At 71.6% G+C, this 17,217-nt stretch carries 18 protein-coding genes and 1 pseudogene; 10 read left to right on the top strand and 9 right to left on the bottom strand.

The window, feature by feature from the left end:
- Positions 1–86 precede the first annotated feature (86 nt).
- Positions 87–809, bottom strand: coding sequence for a response regulator transcription factor (locus tag ACWGJB_RS42315; protein WP_453385422.1), 723 nt, complete (start codon positions 807–809; stop codon positions 87–89).
- 305 nt (positions 810–1,114) lie between these two features.
- Between ACWGJB_RS42315 and ACWGJB_RS42310 the strand changes: the two genes are divergently transcribed.
- Positions 1,115–2,155, top strand: coding sequence for a zinc-dependent alcohol dehydrogenase (locus tag ACWGJB_RS42310; RefSeq protein ID WP_453385341.1), 1,041 nt, complete (start codon positions 1,115–1,117; stop codon positions 2,153–2,155).
- Here ACWGJB_RS42310 and ACWGJB_RS42305 read toward each other — a convergent pair.
- The gene (locus tag ACWGJB_RS42305; RefSeq protein ID WP_453385340.1) at positions 2,139–2,795 is read right to left on the bottom strand and encodes a TetR/AcrR family transcriptional regulator; all 657 of its coding nucleotides are present in this window, start codon (positions 2,793–2,795) and stop codon (positions 2,139–2,141) included. The genes ACWGJB_RS42310 and ACWGJB_RS42305 overlap by 17 nt on opposite strands.
- 247 nt (positions 2,796–3,042) lie before the next feature.
- Between ACWGJB_RS42305 and ACWGJB_RS42300 the strand changes: the two genes are divergently transcribed.
- The 5 genes and pseudogenes from ACWGJB_RS42300 (at position 3,043) to hemC (ending at position 7,671) form a co-directional block, all read left to right on the top strand.
- A complete protein-coding gene (locus ACWGJB_RS42300) occupies positions 3,043–4,509 on the top strand; it encodes an MFS transporter (protein WP_453385339.1) in 1,467 nt (488 codons plus the stop codon).
- A gap of 22 nt (positions 4,510–4,531) precedes the next feature.
- Entirely contained in the window at positions 4,532–4,696 is a 165-nt protein-coding gene (locus tag ACWGJB_RS42295) for a hypothetical protein (RefSeq protein ID WP_453385338.1), read from the top strand.
- Positions 4,697–4,793: 97 nt separating this feature from the next.
- Positions 4,794–5,753, top strand: a complete 960-nt coding sequence (locus tag ACWGJB_RS42290; RefSeq protein ID WP_453385421.1) for an ATP-dependent DNA ligase — start codon at positions 4,794–4,796, stop codon at positions 5,751–5,753.
- 141 nt (positions 5,754–5,894) lie between these two features.
- Positions 5,895–6,668 (top strand): annotated as a pseudogene (locus ACWGJB_RS42285) (NPP1 family protein); the annotation flags it as partial.
- A gap of 67 nt (positions 6,669–6,735) precedes the next feature.
- Positions 6,736–7,671 (top strand): hydroxymethylbilane synthase, encoded by a 936-nt coding sequence (hemC, locus tag ACWGJB_RS42280; protein ID WP_453385337.1) that lies wholly within the window; start codon positions 6,736–6,738, stop codon positions 7,669–7,671.
- Between the two features lie 150 nt (positions 7,672–7,821).
- Here hemC and ACWGJB_RS42275 read toward each other — a convergent pair whose 3' ends face one another.
- From ACWGJB_RS42275 to ACWGJB_RS42260, 4 genes are all read right to left on the bottom strand, one after another.
- Positions 7,822–8,352, bottom strand: a complete 531-nt coding sequence (locus ACWGJB_RS42275; RefSeq protein WP_453385336.1) for a hypothetical protein — start codon at positions 8,350–8,352, stop codon at positions 7,822–7,824.
- A gap of 197 nt (positions 8,353–8,549) precedes the next feature.
- A complete protein-coding gene (locus tag ACWGJB_RS42270) occupies positions 8,550–9,404 on the bottom strand; it encodes an ABC transporter permease (protein ID WP_453385335.1) in 855 nt (284 codons plus the stop codon).
- Entirely contained in the window at positions 9,364–10,191 is an 828-nt protein-coding gene (locus tag ACWGJB_RS42265; RefSeq protein ID WP_453385334.1) for an ABC transporter ATP-binding protein, read from the bottom strand. The genes ACWGJB_RS42270 and ACWGJB_RS42265 overlap by 41 nt, the downstream gene beginning before the upstream one ends.
- The gene (locus tag ACWGJB_RS42260; RefSeq protein WP_453385333.1) at positions 10,188–10,643 is read right to left on the bottom strand and encodes a MarR family winged helix-turn-helix transcriptional regulator; all 456 of its coding nucleotides are present in this window, start codon (positions 10,641–10,643) and stop codon (positions 10,188–10,190) included. The genes ACWGJB_RS42265 and ACWGJB_RS42260 overlap by 4 nt, the downstream gene beginning before the upstream one ends.
- Before the next feature lie 267 nt (positions 10,644–10,910).
- On the opposite strand from ACWGJB_RS42260, the gene ACWGJB_RS42255 reads away from it, so the two are divergent.
- A complete protein-coding gene (locus ACWGJB_RS42255) occupies positions 10,911–11,705 on the top strand; it encodes a SigB/SigF/SigG family RNA polymerase sigma factor (RefSeq protein ID WP_453385332.1) in 795 nt (264 codons plus the stop codon).
- A gap of 3 nt (positions 11,706–11,708) precedes the next feature.
- Here ACWGJB_RS42255 and ACWGJB_RS42250 read toward each other — a convergent pair whose 3' ends face one another.
- Positions 11,709–12,023: an ANTAR domain-containing protein gene (locus ACWGJB_RS42250; RefSeq protein WP_453385331.1), complete on the bottom strand. Its 315-nt coding sequence runs from the start codon at positions 12,021–12,023 to the stop codon at positions 11,709–11,711.
- A gap of 128 nt (positions 12,024–12,151) precedes the next feature.
- Between ACWGJB_RS42250 and ACWGJB_RS42245 the strand changes: the two genes are divergently transcribed.
- Positions 12,152–12,967 (top strand): VOC family protein, encoded by an 816-nt coding sequence (locus tag ACWGJB_RS42245; RefSeq protein WP_453385330.1) that lies wholly within the window; start codon positions 12,152–12,154, stop codon positions 12,965–12,967.
- Between the two features lie 13 nt (positions 12,968–12,980).
- Here the strand turns inward: ACWGJB_RS42245 and glgX are convergent, their stop codons facing one another.
- Positions 12,981–15,098, bottom strand: coding sequence for a glycogen debranching protein GlgX (gene glgX, locus ACWGJB_RS42240; RefSeq protein WP_453385420.1), 2,118 nt, complete (start codon positions 15,096–15,098; stop codon positions 12,981–12,983).
- A gap of 23 nt (positions 15,099–15,121) precedes the next feature.
- Complete coding sequence (locus ACWGJB_RS42235) at positions 15,122–15,625, bottom strand: pep a2 (RefSeq protein WP_453385329.1); 504 nt, start codon at positions 15,623–15,625, stop codon at positions 15,122–15,124.
- A 306-nt stretch (positions 15,626–15,931) separates the two neighbouring features.
- On the opposite strand from ACWGJB_RS42235, the gene ACWGJB_RS42230 reads away from it, so the two are divergent.
- Together ACWGJB_RS42230 and ACWGJB_RS42225 are read left to right on the top strand one after the other, a co-directional pair.
- The gene (locus ACWGJB_RS42230) at positions 15,932–16,225 is read left to right on the top strand and encodes a DUF5133 domain-containing protein (RefSeq protein ID WP_360494053.1); all 294 of its coding nucleotides are present in this window, start codon (positions 15,932–15,934) and stop codon (positions 16,223–16,225) included.
- Positions 16,226–16,327: 102 nt separating this feature from the next.
- A partial coding sequence (locus ACWGJB_RS42225; RefSeq protein ID WP_453385328.1) for a maltotransferase domain-containing protein occupies positions 16,328–17,217 on the top strand: 890 nt, incomplete at its 3' end.

The raw sequence follows: 17,217 nt of genomic DNA, 5'->3' as shown, positions 1-17,217 counted from the left end.
AGTCGGCGTTCGTCCGCTCCAGTGGCACCACCTGACAGGCGACCAGGGGAGATGCGGGATTGCTCCCGGATTCCATCGCGAAGCAGTCATACGTCCCCCGGCGACTCACCCAGCCAGTAGCCGAAGCCCCGCCGGGTGTGGATCAGCGCGGGCCCGCCCGGGTTCACCTTGCGCCGGAGCCGGGAGACCAGTTGCTCGATGGCGTTGTCGCCCCGGAACTCACCCCAGACGTAGCGGCCGATCTGCTCCTTGGACAGCACCTTGCGGGCGTTGACGAGCAGGTGGCGCAGCAGCCGGTACTCGGCGGGCGTGAGGTCGAGGGTGCGGCCGCCCCGGCGGGCCCGGCAGGTGCCGTCGTCCAGGACCAGGTCGGCGTGGTCCAGCCTGCTGCCCCACCGGCCGCCGTCGCCGACGTCCCGGAGCAGCACCTTCACCCGGGCGAGGACCTCGGCGATCCGGAAGGGCTTCGTGACGTAGTCCCGCTCGCCGGCGCCGATCTCGGGCACCAGCCGGGCCAGGGACTCGCAGGCGGCCAGCAGCAGGACGGGCGGCCGGCACACCGGCCTGAAGCGCCCCTGGGCCAGGTCGTCCATGCCGGGCAGTTCGGCGTCCATGACGACCAGGTCGAACCGCTGCGCCACGAGTCGCCGCGCCACCTCGGCCCCGCCGTCCGCGGCACCGGTCCGGTAGCCGGCCAGCTCCAGGGTGGTGGTGAGGAGATCGGCGGTGTCCGGGTCGCCGGCGGCGACGAGGAGCCGCTGCCCACTGCCGCGGGGCAGCGGTCGGGGTGGCGAAGAGCTGCCGTACATGGGCTGACCCATTCGTTCGAGGCTCGGCCAATTCGCTTGCTTGACTCAAGTAAGCCACATGTGCTTGCCTAACTCAAGTAACCGGGGCGCCACTGAGCGGAGGCCGCCCCGAGGGTCTGCCCCGGCGGACAGGCCCTGGCGCCGGACCCGTGGGGACGGGGACCGGCGCAGCCCTCGGGCCGGAACACCGGCCCACTCCCCCCGGCCCGGCACCCGGCCCGAGGGCACCTCCCCGGTCGCACCACCGCCGGGCGAAGCCGAGACGCCCGTCCGCGTCAGCACCCCCAGAAAGCGAGAGTCACCCCATGGCCACGATGAAGTCCGTACAGACCGGCGGCGTCGGCAGGATCGAGGTCGTGGACGTCGAACGTCCCGTACCCGGCCCCAAGGACGTGCTGCTGAAGATCCGCGCGGGTGGCATCTGCGGCACCGACGTCACCTTCCTGCACATGGGCGGCATGCCCTCCCGTGCCCACCTGGGCGGCGACCTGGTCCCGGTCGCCCTGGGCCACGAGCCGGCCGGCGAGATCGTCGAGACCGGCGCCGAGGTCTCGGGGCTGAAGGTGGGCGACCGGGTGGTCGTGAACCCGCAGGCCGCGCCCACCGGGATCATCGGCTGCGGCGGCCGGTACGGCTCGCTGAGCGAGTATCTGCTGATCGAGAACGCCGAGGCCGGCCGGAGCGTCGCGGCGTTCCCGGACACCGTGCCCTACGAGGTCGCCTCCCTCAACGAGCCGCTGGCCGTCTCCCGGCACGCGGTCAACCGCTCCGCCGCCGGACCCGACGACAAGGTGGTCGTGTTCGGCGCCGGACCGATCGGGCTGGGTGCGGCGATCTGGCTGAAGCTGCGGGGCGTCGGGCACGTGGTCGTCGCCGACGTCGTCCCGGCCCGGCTGGAGAAGGCGCTGGCCGTGGGCGTGGACGCGGTCGTCAACTCCGCCGAGGAGGACGTCACCGCACGGCTGACCGAGTTGCACGGGCAGAGCGCCAACGCGCTGGGCCAGCCCCGCCCGGGCACGGACGTCTTCATAGACGCGGCCGGTGCGCCGGCCGTCTTCAACACCGTGGTGGCCAACGCCAAGTGGCACGCCAGGCTGGTCATGGTCGCCGTACAGAAGAAGGGCGAGATCGACCTCGGCGGCATGCTGCGCAGCGAACTGACCCTGGTCGCCTCGCAGGGCTACCCGACCGAGATCTTCGAGGTCACCCCCGAACTGGTCGAGCACCACGAGCGGTTCGCGCAGCTGATCAGCCACCGCGTCCCCTTCACCGAGGTCCACCACGCCTTCGAGCTGGCGCTGACTCCGGGTGCCGTGGAGAAGGTCGTCGTCACCTTCGATGCGTAGCCGTGACGGGCGCCAGCCACAGCCCGAGGAGCGCGTCGGTGAGCCCGGTGGCCGCGTCGCTCCAGGTGGCACGGGGGGTGTCGGTGCCCTCGGCGAGGGCGCGCTCGCGTTCGGCGCAGGTGTGCAGGATCAGCGTCCGCGCCATCTGGCCGCGTTCGGCGCGGACTTCGGGGGGCAGTTCCGGCAGACACCGGCTGAGCCCGGCGACGGCTTCGCGCAGCGAGGGCGAGGCGAGGGACTCCTCGACCATGATCTCGCAGAGGGCCGGGTCGGTCGCCACCTGAGCACAGAAGCGGGCGTACCACGTGGGGCTGCCCAGGCCCGCGAGATGTTCGGTGACCGGCCGGACCAGGCAGTCCACCCGGTCGCGGACGTCGTCGGAGTCACCGACCGCCGCCAGCAGGCGGACCCGGATCTGCTCGATCCGGTCGAAGTGCCGGGCTGCGATCGCACGGACCAGGTCGGCCTTGGTACCGAAGTGGTAGCCGACGGCGGCGTTGTTGCCCTGGCCTGCGGCCTCGCTGACCTGGCGGTTGGACACGGCGTACACGCCCTGTTCGGCGAAGAGCCGCTCCGCCGTGCCGAGGATGGCCTCCCGTGTCGCGCCGGCCTGCTCCGCCCGCGCCGCCCTGCCCGCCATGCCCACCACCGCCCGGGGACCGCGCACCGCCCGGTGCGGCCGGTCCCGCGAGCCGTACCGGGGCCTCGCCCGGGGCGGCGAGGTCCAGCCGGGAAAGCGTACGCGGCGGCGGCGCGCGGTGCCTGCCGTCCCTGCCCGTAAGGTAAGTCAAGCGACTGACTTAAAGTACCGTGTCGCTCCGCGTCGCCCTGCACCGCTCCCTGCTCTGCCACGTTCTGAAATGTTCTGCCTACGGAGGCCCTCTCCCATGTCCGAAGCCCCTGTCCGGCCCGCCGGGTCCCCGAGACCGGCACGCCCCAATCCGAACGCGGTGGTGGCGGTGCTCGCCCTGGCCGGTATCACCGTCTCGCTGATGCAGACCCTGGTGATCCCGATCGTCCCGGAGCTGCCGAAGTACCTCGACGCCTCCGCGTCCAACGCGGCCTGGGCGGTGACCGCGACCCTGCTGGCCGCCGCCGTGGCCACCCCGGTGGCCGGCCGTATCGGCGACATGTTCGGCAAGCGGCTGATGCTGCTGATCAGCCTGGTGCTGCTGGTCTCGGGCTCGGTGGTGTGCGCGCTGAGCGACGAGCTGGTCCCGATGATCGTCGGCCGGACCCTCCAGGGGCTCGCGGCCGCCGTGGTCCCGCTGGGCATCAGCATCATGCGCGACGAGCTGCCGCCGGAGCGTCTCGCGGGCTCGACGGCACTGATGAGCGCCTCACTGGGCGTCGGCGGCGCGCTGGGGCTGCCGTCCGCGGCCTTCATCGCGGACCACTTCGACTGGCATGTGCTGTTCTGGACCTCGGCCGCCCTCGGTGTCGTCGCGTTCGCGCTGGTCCTGTTCCTGGTACCGGAGTCCAAGGTGCGCTCGGGCGGCCGCTTCGACGCGGTCGGCGCCGTGGGCCTGGCGGTCGGCCTGGTCTCGCTGCTGCTCGCCGTCTCCAAGGGCGCCGACTGGGGCTGGGCGAGTGGCACCACGCTCGGCCTGTTCGCGCTCGCGGTGGTGGTCCTGGTCGCCTGGGGCTTCTTCGAGCTGCGCACCACCCAGCCGCTGGTCGACCTGCGCACCACGGTCCGCCGCCAGGTGCTCTTCACCAACCTCGCCTCGATCGCGTTCGGCTTCTCGATGTTCGCGATGTCCCTGGTGCTGCCGCAGCTGCTGCAGCTGCCGGCCCAGACCGGCTACGGCCTCGGCAGGTCGATGATGACCGTCGGTCTGGTGATGGCCCCGCAGGGTCTGGTCATGATGGCCTTCGCCCCGGTCTCGGCCGCCATCACCAAGGCCAGGGGCCCGAAGACCACGCTGATGACCGGCGCGGTGATCGTCGCCGCGGGCTACGGCCTGAACATCGTCCTGATGTCCGAGGTCTGGCACCTGATCCTGGTCTCCTGCATCATCGGCGCCGGTGTCGGCTTCGCCTACGGCGCGATGCCCGCGCTGATCATGGGTGCCGTCCCGGCGTCGGAGACGGCCGCCGCCAACAGCCTCAACACGCTGATGCGGTCCATCGGTACGTCGGTGGCCAGCGCCGTCGCCGGTGTGATCCTGGCGCAGCTGACCATCAGCCTCGGCGGCGCCACCCTGCCCTCCGAGAACGCGTTCAAGGTCGTCATGGCGGTCGGTGCGGGCGCGGCCGTGCTGGCCTTCGTCCTCGCCTCCTTCCTGCCCGGCCGCCGGCCTGTGGACGCGGAGCCCGCGCCGGCCGAGCCCGCGGCCGAGTCGGTGCACTGAGCGACCGGGCAGGGAGCGGGCCGTGTCTTCGGGGGCGGCCCGCTCCACGGGCCCCGTCCGGCGCACCCGCACACCCCCGCACATCCACCGGGCGATGACCAGGCCGGACGGCGACCGGGCCCAACTCGTGGTGATGGCCCGCCGGACGGGGCTGGTGCGGCTGCCGCCCCCGGCGAGCGGCCCCTGACGGCTGTTCGGGGGAACCGGCGCCACGGGACGCGTGCCGCTGCCGTACACGGTTCACATCTTCTGCCGTGACCACCGCCCTGCCGCTGATCCCGCCCATGCTCGCCACGCCCGGCAGGCTGCCGCCCGCCGCGCAGGACGCCCGGTGGGCGTACGAGACCAAGCAGGACGGCCAGCGCGCGGTCGTCTATCTGCCCGGTGACGGCGGTCTGCAGCTGCGCGCCCGGTCCGGTGAGGACATCACCGCCGCGTATCCCGAACTGCGCCCGCTGGGCGGGATGCTGGGAAGGGTTCCGGCGGTCCTGGACGGCGAGGTGCTGGCCCTCGACGAGCGCGGGCGCGCCGACTTCCAACTGCTGCAGAGCCGGATGGGTCTGGCCCACGCCCCGGCCCGGGCAGCGCGGATGGCGGCCCGGGTCCCGGTCCATCTGGTGCTGTTCGACGTGCTGCACCTGGAGGGCGGCCCGCTGCTGCGGGTGCCCTACACGCAGCGGCGGACCCGGCTGGAGTCGCTGGGACTCGACGGCCCCTACTGGTCGACGCCCGGGGCCGTCGTCGGACACGGCGCCGAGGCGCTGCGGGCCACCCGGGAGCACGGCCTTGAGGGCCTGGTCTGCAAGCGGCTGGACTCGCTGTACGAGCCGGGGGTGCGGTCCCGCGCCTGGATCAAGATCCGGAACATGCGCGCCGAGGACGTGATCGTCGGCGGCTGGCTGCCGGGCAAGGGGCGGCTGACCGGGCTGCCGGGCGCGGTACTGGTCGGCCAGCGGTCCGCCGACGGACGGCTGCGGTACGTCGGCGGGGTGGGCACCGGCTGGAGCGAGGCGGAACGGACCGAACTGGCCGCGCTGCTGCGGGTCGCCGGAACCGACGCATGCCCCTTCGACCCTGTCCCGCCGGTCCCGGGCGCGCACTGGGTGCTGCCCCGGCTGGTCGGCGAGGTCAACTACAGCACCCGTACCCGGGCCGGACTGCTGCGCCAGCCGTCCTGGCTGCGGCTGCGCCCGGACCTCACGCCTGAGGAGTCCGCGGCGGACCTGCCGGCCGGCATCGACTGACCGTCGCCGGCGCTGATCCAGCGCACACCGACCGACTGTTGGGCGGGGCTTCACCGGCGGGACGCCCAGGCCGTCTTGGCAAAGTCTTGACCGAAGGGGAAGCTGAACGTCCCTTCCCCCCCACAGCAGTTGGAGGCCCCCGTGTCGTCACGGACGTTCCGCATCGGTCGCCGCAGATGGCTGACCGGACTCGCCGGTGCCGCCGCCCTGGTCGTCGCCTTCCCCGCCGCCGCCTTCGCCGCCCCGCCGCAGGCGCTGCCCGCCAACGCCGAGACGGTCGAGAAGACCTACCAGCCGGCCTTCGACTACGACACCGACGGCTGCTATTCGACGCCCGCGATAGGCCCCGACGGCACGGTCAACGGCGGCCTCAACCCGACCGGCGCGCTCAACGGTTCGTGCCGGGACGCCTCCGACCTCGACAACACCAACAGCTACTCGCGCTACAAGTGCAACAGCGGCTGGTGCGCCTACCTGTACGGCCTGTACTTCGAGAAGGACCAGGCGATCGCGGGCAGCAGCATCGGCGGGCACCGGCACGACTGGGAACACGTCGTGGTGTGGGTGCAGAGCGGCCAGATCAAGTACGTGTCGACGTCCAACCACGGCTCGTTCACCGTGCACGCGGCGTCCGAGGTCCGCTTCGACGGCACCCACGCGAAGATCGTCTATCACAAGGACGGCGTCAGCACGCACTGCTTCCGGCTGGCCAACTCCAACGACGAGCCGCCGGAGAACCACAAGGGCACCTGGCAGTACCCGCCGCTGGTCGGCTGGAACGGCTATCCGGCAGGCCTGCGCGACAAGCTGAGCGCCTACGACTTCGGCAGCGCCAACTTCGGCCTCAAGGACGCGAGTTTCGCCTCCCACCTCAGCTCGGCGAAGCCGTCGGGAATCACCTTCGACCCGGCCGCGGTGGCCGTGCGCGGCGGCCGACAGCATGTCGGAATCCGTGGTCGGCACGAAGGTCTATCGTGTCCCCATGTCCGTGCCAGAGTTGATCCGTATCGTCTCCCGCGACTCTCCGATGGCGCTCGCTCAGGTGGCCCGTGTCCGGGCCGAGTTGGCCGCCCTTCATCCGCAGGTGCGCACCGAGGTCGTGCCGGTCAAGACGACCGGCGACAAGTGGCTGGGCGACCTGTCCCAGGTGGAGGGGAAGGGGGCGTTCACCAAGGAGGTGGACGCCGCGCTGCTGGCCGGCAAGGCGGATCTCGCCGTGCACTGTGTGAAGGACGTGCCGGCGGACCGGCCGCTGCCCGCCGGGACCGTGTTCGCGGCGTTCCTGAAGCGGGACGACATCCGTGACGCTCTGGTCCACCCTGGCGGCCTGACGCTGGACGAGCTGCCGCCGGGTACCCGGATCGGCACCTCCTCGGTCCGCCGGATCGCCCAGCTGGCCGCCACCCACCCGCACCTGGAGTGCGTGCCGTTCCGGGGCAACGCCAACCGGCGCCTGGAGAAGCTCGCCGCCGGGGACGCCGACGCGCTGCTGCTCGCGGCGGCGGGCCTGGAGCGGATCGACCGCACGGACGTGATCACCGAGGTGCTGGACCCGGAGACGATGATGCCGCCCATCGGCGCGGGCATCCTCGCGCTGCAGTGCCGGGAGGGCGACACCGACCTGATCGACGTGGTGAGCGGGCTCGGTGACCCGGACACCTACCGGGAGGCCACCGCCGAGCGGATGTTCCTGCACGTCCTCCAGGGGCACTGCAACAGCCCCATCGCCGGATACGCCCGGGTCGACGGCGGCGGCGAACTGTCACTGCGCGCCTGTGTGTTCACTCCGGACGGCAAGACCCGGCTGAACGCGCACGAGTGGGCGGGCCGGCTCGACCCGGCCACGCTCGGCACCTCGGTCGCCGTGGCCCTGCTGCGCCAGGGCGCCCGCGAGATCATCGACGGCATCCCGCACTAGGCGCTGCGCTGGTAGCGCCGGGATGTGTCGTCGTTCGTCCGCGGCGCCGTCGTGGCTGGTCGCGCCCGCGGGGCGGTAGCCGCAAATCGGATACAGCCCCGCGCCCCTTCGAGGCGCCGCCGAACAGCATGCGGACTTCACCCGGCCTGCTCAGGAAGCGGTGGGGCCCGGTTCCGTCTGGTCCTTGAGGAAGGCGGTCACCTGGTGGGCCAGGCTGCCCGGTGCGGCGCTCTGGCAGGCCGTGGCGGTGGTCGACTCCAGCACGCCGATGCCGCCCGCCCACAGCCGGCGTTCCGTCCACTCCTCGTCGACACGCAGGTGGACCTGGATGTCCACCTGGGTCAGAGCGGCCTCCGGGCCGGCGGCGTAGAGGACGGCGGTGACGCGGCGCAGCGGGTAGACGTCGAAGCCCTCGATGAACTCGGAGTTGCGCCAGTCGATGAAGGCGCCCTCGCCGTCGGGGCCGACCCGGACGTCGATCTGGCCGTCCTCCAGCTGGACGCCGAGGTGGCGGGAGCCACGGTTCTCGATGGTCACCCGGGCACTGAAGTACGTCAGCCCGGCCGCGGCGTCGTCCCGGCCGCGTGGCGGCTCGGACTCCTCCAGGCGGTGGACGCGGACCCGCAGACCGGCATGCTCGTCGTACTCGTGCCAGTCCCCGACCACGTTCGGCTCGTACACAGTGCCCCTCTCGACCCCCGCTGTTTATCTGTGCGCTCAGCGCACTGTCAAATGAGCGGAATGCACTGTGGCCAGGGGGTTCGCCCGCTTTGATCGCTGATCAAGCGTTGCGCAGCGGTTATCCCGCCCCGGGGTCCGGGGCGGGTCGCGGCCGCGTGCCGCACATCACGTCGGCGTCCGTCCCGCCTGCGACCGGCTCAGCGGGCCAGCCGGCCGAGCAGCGAGGAGGCAGCGGTGATGCCGAGGGCGGCGGCGACCGCCAGCACGCCGAAGTCGAGGCCGAGGTGCGAGGGCGTGCCGAGCAGCAGCCCGCGCAGGGCGTCGACCTGGTAGCTCAGCGGGTTGATCTTGCTGACCACCTGGAGCCACCCGGGCATGATCGCCACCGGGTAGAGAGCGTTGGAGCCGAAGAACAGCGGCATGGTGATCGCCTGCCCGATGCCCATCAGCCGGTCGCGGCTGAGGACGATGCCCGCGATGCTCATCGACAGGCAGGAGAAGAACGCGGAGGCGAGGACGACGGCCAGCCCGACCCCGAGCAGCTTCAGCGGGTTCCAGGTGAGCGAGACCCCGAGGATCGCGGCGATGACGATCACCACGACCGCCTGGATCAGGGACTTCACCCCGGCCGCGAAGGCCTTGCCGGTGATGAGGGCCGAGCGCGGGGTGGGGGTGACGAGGAGCTTGTTGAGGATGCCGGCGTCGCGCTCCCAGATGATCTGGATGCCGTAGAAGATGGCGATGAACATCGCGGACTGGGCGATGATGCCGGGCGCGAGGTAGTCGATGTAGGGGATGCCGCCGGTGGGTATCGCCTTGATCCGGGTGAAGGTCTGACCGAAGATCAGCAGCCACAGGGCCGGCTGTATCGCCCGGGTGTAGAGCTCGGTGCGGTCGTGGCGGAGCTTCTGCAGCTCGACGGCGCACATGGCGACGACCCGGGCCGGCAGCAGCCGCCACCCGGAGCGCGGCTGGGGCGGCGTCAGCAGCAGGGATGCCGCCGCCGTGCGCTCAGCCGACGCGCTTCGCGGTGCGGCGGGTGCTTCGGACATCGCGGAAACCTCCTGACTGGTCGTCGAGGCCGCTGCCGGCCACGTCGCGGAAGACGTCTTCGAGGGTGGGCAGGGTGTCGGTGCCCCGGCGTTCGGCGAGGCCGCGCCTGAGCTCGTCGGGGGTGCCTAGGGCGCGGATCCGGCCCCGGTGCATCAGCCCGACCCGGCCGCAGTGCTGGTCGGCCTCGTCCATGTAGTGGGTGGTGACCAGGACGGTCATGCCGGTGGCTTCGCGCACGGCGTTGATCTGGTCCCACACGCTGGTGCGGGCGATCGGGTCGAGGCCGATGGTCGGCTCGTCGAGGATCAGCAGCCGCGGCGCGCTGACCAGGGCCTGGGCCAGTTCCAGCCGGCGGACCATACCGCCGGAGTAGGTGCCGGCGAGCCGGTCGGCGGCGTCGGCGAGGTCGACGGCCTCCAGCGCCTGCGCGACCCGCTCGGCGCGCTCGCGCCGGGAGACGTCGAAGACCCGGGCGAACAGGGCGACGTTCTCGCGTCCGGTGAGCCCGCTGTCGGCGGACAGCTGCTGCGGGACGTAGCCGAGCAGTCTGCGGACGGCCATCCGCTCCCGGCCGGTGTCATGACCGAAGACGCGGACCATCCCGGCGGGGACCGGAAGCAGGGTGGTGATGCAGCGGATGGCGGTGGTCTTGCCGGCGCCGTTGGGGCCGAGCAGTCCGAAGACCTCACCCGCGCCGACGGTCAGGTCGAGCCCGTCCACGGCCCTGGTCTCCCCGAAGGTGTAGGAGAGCCCTGTGCAGGCGACTGCGGCGGTGTCCGACGTCATGATTCCTCGGCCTCCTCGTGCAGGGTGACGGCCAGCTTGCGCAGCGCCGGAAGCGCGGCCTCGAGCGCCGCCCGGTCCGCCTCGTCGAGCCGCGACACATGGCTCACGACGAGGTCCGCACGGCGCCGCTGCCAGTCGGCGAGCCGCTTCTCGGCGGCCTCGGTCAGCAGCAGCCGGGCGGCCCGGCGGTCGGCGGGGTCGGTCTCGCGGAGCAGGTAGCCGTCCTTGGCCAGCTGGTTGACGAGGGTCGACACCGAGTTGCTCGCCAGGTACAGCTCCTTGGCCGCGTCCGAGATGCCGATCCCGGGCCGCGACTCGACCAGGCGCAGCAGCTCCACCTCGGCACCGCGCAGCCGGGGCAGCGCGAGCCCGCGGCGTAGTCGGCGGCGGACCAGCCGCTGGATCCCGACGAGCGCGTCGGCCAGCTCTTCCGGGAAGGTCTCCGATTTCACACCTGGAAGATTACCTCTGCTACAGAGGTAATCCCACCCAAGGAACGGTCAAGAGCCAGGGCGCGAAGAAGTGAGAATAACCTCACCCTTTCGGATGAATTGTTTGGGTTTACCCCATTCAGGGCATTCGCTGTTCAGTGCTTCGGACCGGAGGCACGTGCGTGGGAGCCGCCTTCCGCCGGTGCCCCCCGTGTTCTCCCCGGGGTCCGAGGTGCGTTCCTCCCACGGTGTCCGTCCACACAGCACCCGTTGAGGGAGGTGCGCCCCATGCGTGCCACCACCGCCACCACCAAGCCCCATCCACACGACGACGCCCCCGACACGGCAGCGGACTTCGTGCGGCTGGCCGGGCTGCCCGAGGGCCCGGAGCGCCGGGCCCTGCGGGACGAACTGGTCGAGCTCTGGCTGCCCATGGCCGAGCGGATCGCCGTACGGTTCCGCGGCCGCGGGGAGGCCCTGGAGGACCTCTGCCAGGTCGCCGCACTGGGGCTGGTCAAGGCCGTCGACCACTACGACCCGGCGCGCGGGCGGGCCTTCGAGGCGTACGCCGTGCCGACGATCACCGGCGAGATCAAGCGCCACTTCCGTGACCACATGTGGACCCTGCACGTGCCGCGCCGGGTCCAGGAGCTGCGCAACCGGGTCCGGGTCGCCCTCAAGGAGCTCGACCAGACCTCCCCGGGCGGCGTGCCCACCGTCGCCGAGATCGCGGAGCGGGCCCAGCTCACCGAGAGCGAGGTGCGGACCGGGATGGAGGCTCTGGACTGCTTCTCGGCGCTGTCGCTGGACGCCGAGGTGTCCGGCACCGACGGCTACGCGCTCGGCGACACGCTGGGCGGCCCCGACCCCGGCTACGACCTGGTCGTCGACCGCACCGCGGCCGAGCCCTGCCTGCAGAGCCTTCCCGAGCGCGACCGGCTCATCCTCTACCTGCGGTTCTTCCGCGGGATGACGCAGAGCCGGATCGCCGAGCAGCTGGGCGTGTCGCAGATGCACGTGTCCCGTCTGCTCACCGCCTGCTTCGAGCGGCTGCGCGAGGAGCTGCTCGCCGAGGCGGGCTGAGTCTCACCCGGGCGGTGCACCGGGGATCTGCGCAGGCCCGTACCGGTCGAGCGCGTCCTCCAGTTCGGCACGGATCTCGGCGGGCATGTCCCCGGTGCGCCCCCAGAGGAGAATCAGCTCCGCGATGTTGCGGAGCTTGATGTTGGTGTGCTGGGAGACCTCCTTGAGCACCTCCCACCCCTCGTCGGGGGTGACCCGGCCGAGCGCGACCACCATCCCGATCGCCTGGTCCACCACGGCATGGGAGGCGACGGCTTCCTTGAGCTGGTCGATCTCCTCCTGGAGGTGGAGGACCGAGTCCGCCTCGCTCTCGCTCACTCCCCCATCGTCGTCACTCGCCTGGCGGAGTGCCACCGGGGTACTCGGCAGGCACCCCGGCCGCTTCCGGTTGGAGACTGGTGTCAGACCGGTTCCCCCGCCGGCCCCGACCCCAGGACGCGAGTGCCATGAACAACGACACGCCTGCCCCCGGCCCCGTGAAGAAGCAGCGAGACATCGTCTCCACGCACTCGGTCTTCGGCGCCCCGTGCTGGGTGAGCCTGACCAGCCGCGACCTGCAGACGACCGAGGACTTCTACAGCGCCGTGCTCGGCTGGCGATGGCGCAGTGTCCGGCTCGGCGACCACTTCCGGATCGCCCTGGCGGACGGGGTGCCGGTCGCGGGCATCGCCGCGGTCGCCGCGATGTGGCAGATGGCGGTGGCCTGGACGCCGTACTTCGCCGTCGAGAACGCGGATGAGGCGGTGGCCCGGGCCCGTGAGCGCGGCGGCACGCCGGCGGTGGGGCCGCTGTCCTTCCCGCCCGGCCGTGCGGCGCTGCTCGCGGACCGGGACGGGGCGATCTTCGGCATCTGGGAGGGCCAGCTGGTCTCCAACTGGGAGATCTGGCGGCAGGCCGCACCCACCTTCATCCGCCTGCACACCCGCAACGCCTTCGACTCTGCGATCTTCTACGGCGAGGTGCTCGGCTGGGCCTCCGACAAACAGGGCTGCTGCGAGGTCGAGTACGACGGCGGCGAGGTCGTACTGCGCAGCCGGGGCGATGCCGTGGCCCGGATCGACTCCGGGGCGGTGGAGGCGGCCCCCGATCCGACGGTACGGCCGCACTGGCAGATCCACTTCGCGGCCAACGACGTCGGCGAGTGTGCCAGGGCGGCCGAGAAGCACGGCGGCAGCGTCCTGCAGGAGAAGGACACCGAGGCCATCCTGCGCGACCCGGACGGGGCACAGTTCACCGTGACCGCGCGCCCCTTGCTCCCCTGAGCCCTCCGGTTCCTCAGTCCTTGCCCCGGGAGGGCCGGGACAGCAGGACCAGACTGCGGGCCTCGGCACGCAGCCTGGTCCCCGCCTTGCGCTCGCGTTCGTCGGGGATGCCGTCGGGTTCGGCGGTGTCGATGAGGGCCGTCCAGCGCTCGCCGTAGGAGTCGTCGGGCAGCCGGAAGTCGACCGGTTCCCAGAAGCTGTTGAGGAGCAGCAGGAACGAGTCGTCGACCAGGCGCCGGCCGTAGGGGTCGCGTTCGGCGATGGCGTCGCCGTTGAGGAAGACACCGACCGAGTGCGCGTCGGGACGCTGCCAGTCCCGGTCGGTCATCTCACTGGCGTCGGGCAGCAGCCAGACCAGGTCGGGCAGCGGCTGTCCGCGGTGCACGGCGGTCTCGCCGCGGAAGAAGCCGCGCCGGCGCAGCACCGGGTGGGCGGCGCGCAGCCCGATGACGTACCGGCTGAAGTCGCTGAGGGTCCGCTGTTCCTCGGTGAGTTCCCAGTCGGTCCAGGAGACCTCGTTGTCCTGGCAGTAGGCGTTGTTGTTGCCGCCCTGGGTGCGGCCGAGTTCGTCGCCGTGGCTGAGCATCGGGATGCCCTGGGACAGCAACAGGGTGGCGAGGAAGTTGCGCTGCTGACGGGCCCGGAGTTCGAGGACGGCCGGGTCCTTGGTGTCGCCCTCGGCGCCGCAGTTCCAGGACCGGTTGTGGCTCTCGCCGTCCCGGTTGTTCTCTCCGTTGGCCTGGTTGTGCTTGTCGTTGTACGACACCAGGTCGCGCAGGGTGAAACCGTCGTGCGCGGTGACGAAGTTGACGCTCGCGCGCGGTCGGCGCCCCCGGTGCTGGTACAGGTCGGAGGAGCCGGTGAGCCGGGAGGCGAACTCGCCGAGCGAACCCGGCTCGGCCCGCCAGAAGTCCCGTACGGCGTCCCGGTACTTGCCGTTCCACTCCGACCACAGCGGCGGGAAGTTGCCGACCTGGTAGCCACCCTCCCCTACGTCCCAGGGCTCGGCGATGAGCTTCACCCGGCTGATCACCGGGTCCTGCTGGATCAGGTCGAAGAACGCCGAAAGCCGGTCCACCTCGTGGAACTGCCGCGCCAGGGTGGCCGCGAGGTCGAAGCGGAAGCCGTCGACATGCATCTCGGTCACCCAGTACCGCAGCGAGTCCATGATCAGCTGGAGGACGTAGGGGTGGCGCATCAGCAGGCTGTTGCCGGTGCCGGTGGTGTCGTAGTAGTGCGCCCAGTCGCCGTCGACCAGCCGGTAGTAGGAGGCGTTGTCGATGCCCCGGAAGGACAGCGTGGGGCCCATCTCGTTGCCCTCGGCGGTGTGGTTGTAGACCACGTCGAGGATCACCTCGAGGCCGGCCGCGTGCAGCGCCTTGACCATCGCCTTGAACTCGTTGACCTGCTGGCCCCGGCTGCCGAAGGCGGCGTAGGCGTGGTGCGGGGCGAAGAAGCCGATGGTGTTGTAGCCCCAGTAGTTGGACAGGCCCCGGTCCTGCAACACCCCGTCCTGCACGAACTGGTGGACCGGCATCAGCTCGACCGCCGTGACGCCGAGCGAGGTCAGGTGCTCGATGACCGCCGGGTGTGCGAGACCGGCGTAGCTGCCCCGGAGCCGTTCGGGCACCTCCGGATGGGTGCGGGTGAGACCGCGGACATGGGCCTCGTAGATCACCGAGTCGGAGTAGGCCCGCCGGGGCGGGCGGTCGTCGCCCCAGTCGAAGTAGGGGTCGGTGACCACGCCGAGCATGGAGTGCCCGGCGCTGTCGGCCGGGGCCGGCCCGCCCGGTGTGCGCTCGTACAGGGACGCGTGGTTGTCGATCTGGCCGTCGACCGCCCGGGCGTACGGGTCCAGGAGCAGCTTCGCCGGATTGCACCGGTGGCCGACCTCCGGGTCCCAGGGGCCGGTCACCCGGTAGCCGTAGCGCTGCCCGGGCCCGACGCCGGGCAGGTAGGCGTGCCACACGAAGCCGTCGACCTCGGTCATCGGCACCGGCCGCTGGGTGCCGGCTTCGTTCACCAGGACCAGCTCGACCCGCTCGGCGACCTCGCTGAACAGGGCGAAGTTGGTGCCCTGTCCGTCGAAGGAGGCACCCAACGGGTAGGGGTGCCCGCTCCACACGGGCACCCCTTTCCGGGACTTCCGAGCCGTCACCGGGCGCCCTCCAGGACGCCTTCGGCGGATGCGGCCAATTGGGCGACGGGGACGGCGCGGGGCACCCGGAGCGTCCGGCGCAGGCTGGGCGCCGGCGCGGTCTTGACCAGCGGGACGCGCTCACCGGACCGGGCTCGCTGCGAGAACCAGATGATCTTGCTGCCGGTCTCCGGGGCACAGCACCCCCAGCCGTCGCTGGTGGCGGCGAGGTGCGCCAGGCACGACCGCAGGTCCTGATCGGGGCGCAGATCACGGTCGTCGTCACCGATGGCGGTGATGAGGTGCTGCCCGTTCCACCACATCTCGATGGACGTGTGCTTGTCCGTCGCGTGCTGGTAGATGGCGGTCAGCAGCAGTTCGGCACCGCGGCAGACGGGGTCCACGAGGTTGTCGAGATCCCAGTAGCGCAGATGGGCGGCCAAGATGCGGCTGACCTGTCCCACCCGTTCCGGGCTGACCTCCACGTCGAGGTGGTAGTAGCAGGGCACTGCGGTCTTCATTGTCGCTGGCTCCTCACCCGGCGCGGCTCCCGCTCCCCTCACCCCTCCGGAAATCCGTTCCGGACGCTCAGCGTGAGCACTCATCGCTTCTGAGTCACCTCCCACAGTGCGGTCGCTACGCCATTCGTGCAACCTGAGAGAAGCATGAGGTTGTTGAAGATCCAACAAGACGCTCCGTCGTCCTCCGTGCACCATGAGTGAAAGCCTCGATTCGCCGTAACGGCTCCGTGCCCTTCCGTGCCCGGACGCTCCCCGACCGTCGGGGACACGTGCCCACTCGAGAGCGTCGGAAGGAACGACACGGCCATGCTGCTACCCGCGAAGGCCGAGGTGGCCCGGCAGCTGCGGCGCTACCGGGCGTGGGAGCGCGTCATGCTCGCCTCGCCGCAGGACCGCGAGGTGCGGTCCACCTTCGAGGACTCGGGCTACACGCTGTGTGTGCTGATGGGCAAGCGCTGCGCCCGGGAGGCGGTGGACGCGGCCGAGCGCTATCTGCGCACCAGCCTCGTCACCTATCTGCGGGAACAGGGCGGGCGGGCCCAGCTGAGCGGGAAGGTCCGGCGGGGTCCGCCCTCGGACCGGAGTTCCGCGCGGCAGTGATCCGCAGGCGGACCCCGCGGGAGGACACCTGGTCCGCCCGCGCACTACGGACCGCGGAGCCGGGCCACGGGCCCGGCTCCGCGCATGGCGGAGGTGAGACCCATGAAGGCGACAGAGGCCATCGGCCGTGTTCCGGTGCGTGACGTGCAACCGGCCGTGGACGGCGGCGGGCGTCCGGCGAAGGCGGTCCCCGGCGAGACCTTCCCGGTCACCGCCACCGTCTTCCGCGAGGGTCATGACGCCGTCGGCGCCAATGTGGTGCTGTGCGACCCCGAGGGCCGGCCCGGTCCCTGGACGCCGATGCGGGAGCTGGTCCGCGGTACCGACCGCTGGGGCGCCGAGGTCACCGTCGAGGGGAAACCGGGCCCGTGGACGTATCACGTCGAGGCCTGGAGCGCCCCGCTCACCACCTGGCGGCGGCACGCGCGGGTGAAGATCCCGGCGGGCATCGACACCGGCCTGGTGCTGGAGGAGGGCGCCGAGTTGTACGCGCGCGCGGCCGCCCGGATGCCCGCGGGACCGGAGCGCGAGCGGGTCGTGGCGGCGGCCCGGGCCCTGGGCGACGACACTCTCCCCCTGCACACCCGTCTGGCGAGCGCGCTGGCTGCCGAGGTGGACGAGATCCTGACCCGGTATCCGCTGCGGGAACTGGTCACCTGCTCCGAGCCGTTGCCGCTGCTCGTCGAGCGCGAGCGGGCCCTGTACGGCTCCTGGTACGAGTTCTTCCCACGCTCCGAGGGCACCCCCGAGCGCCCGCACGGCACGTTCCGGACAGCGGCCCGGCGGCTGCCGGCGATCGCGGAGATGGGCTTCGACGTCGTCTACCTCCCGCCCATCCACCCCATCGGCACCACCTTCCGCAAAGGCCCCAACAACACCCTGAGCGCCGGAACGGAGGACGTCGGGGTTCCCTGGGCGATCGGCTCCCCCGAGGGCGGGCACGACGCCGTCCACCCGGACCTGGGGACCCTGGAGGACTTCCGGTGGTTCGT

This window comes from Streptomyces sp. NPDC054813 (assembly GCF_053611365.1).
This window is presented reverse-complemented; position numbering and strand designations above follow the sequence as displayed.

Coding starts and splice junctions, on each gene's coding strand:
- ACWGJB_RS42315 (WP_453385422.1), bottom strand. CDS start 809: ATGTACGGCAGCTCTTCGCCACCCCGACCGCTGCCCCGCGGCAGTGGG.
- ACWGJB_RS42310 (WP_453385341.1), top strand. CDS start 1,115: ATGGCCACGATGAAGTCCGTACAGACCGGCGGCGTCGGCAGGATCGAG.
- ACWGJB_RS42305 (WP_453385340.1), bottom strand. CDS start 2,795: ATGGCGGGCAGGGCGGCGCGGGCGGAGCAGGCCGGCGCGACACGGGAG.
- ACWGJB_RS42300 (WP_453385339.1), top strand. CDS start 3,043: ATGTCCGAAGCCCCTGTCCGGCCCGCCGGGTCCCCGAGACCGGCACGC.
- ACWGJB_RS42290 (WP_453385421.1), top strand. CDS start 4,794: ATGCTCGCCACGCCCGGCAGGCTGCCGCCCGCCGCGCAGGACGCCCGG.
- hemC (WP_453385337.1), top strand. CDS start 6,736: ATGTCCGTGCCAGAGTTGATCCGTATCGTCTCCCGCGACTCTCCGATG.
- ACWGJB_RS42270 (WP_453385335.1), bottom strand. CDS start 9,404: ATGTCCGAAGCACCCGCCGCACCGCGAAGCGCGTCGGCTGAGCGCACG.
- ACWGJB_RS42265 (WP_453385334.1), bottom strand. CDS start 10,191: ATGACGTCGGACACCGCCGCAGTCGCCTGCACAGGGCTCTCCTACACC.
- ACWGJB_RS42255 (WP_453385332.1), top strand. CDS start 10,911: ATGCGTGCCACCACCGCCACCACCAAGCCCCATCCACACGACGACGCC.
- ACWGJB_RS42245 (WP_453385330.1), top strand. CDS start 12,152: ATGAACAACGACACGCCTGCCCCCGGCCCCGTGAAGAAGCAGCGAGAC.
- ACWGJB_RS42235 (WP_453385329.1), bottom strand. CDS start 15,625: ATGAAGACCGCAGTGCCCTGCTACTACCACCTCGACGTGGAGGTCAGC.
- ACWGJB_RS42230 (WP_360494053.1), top strand. CDS start 15,932: ATGCTGCTACCCGCGAAGGCCGAGGTGGCCCGGCAGCTGCGGCGCTAC.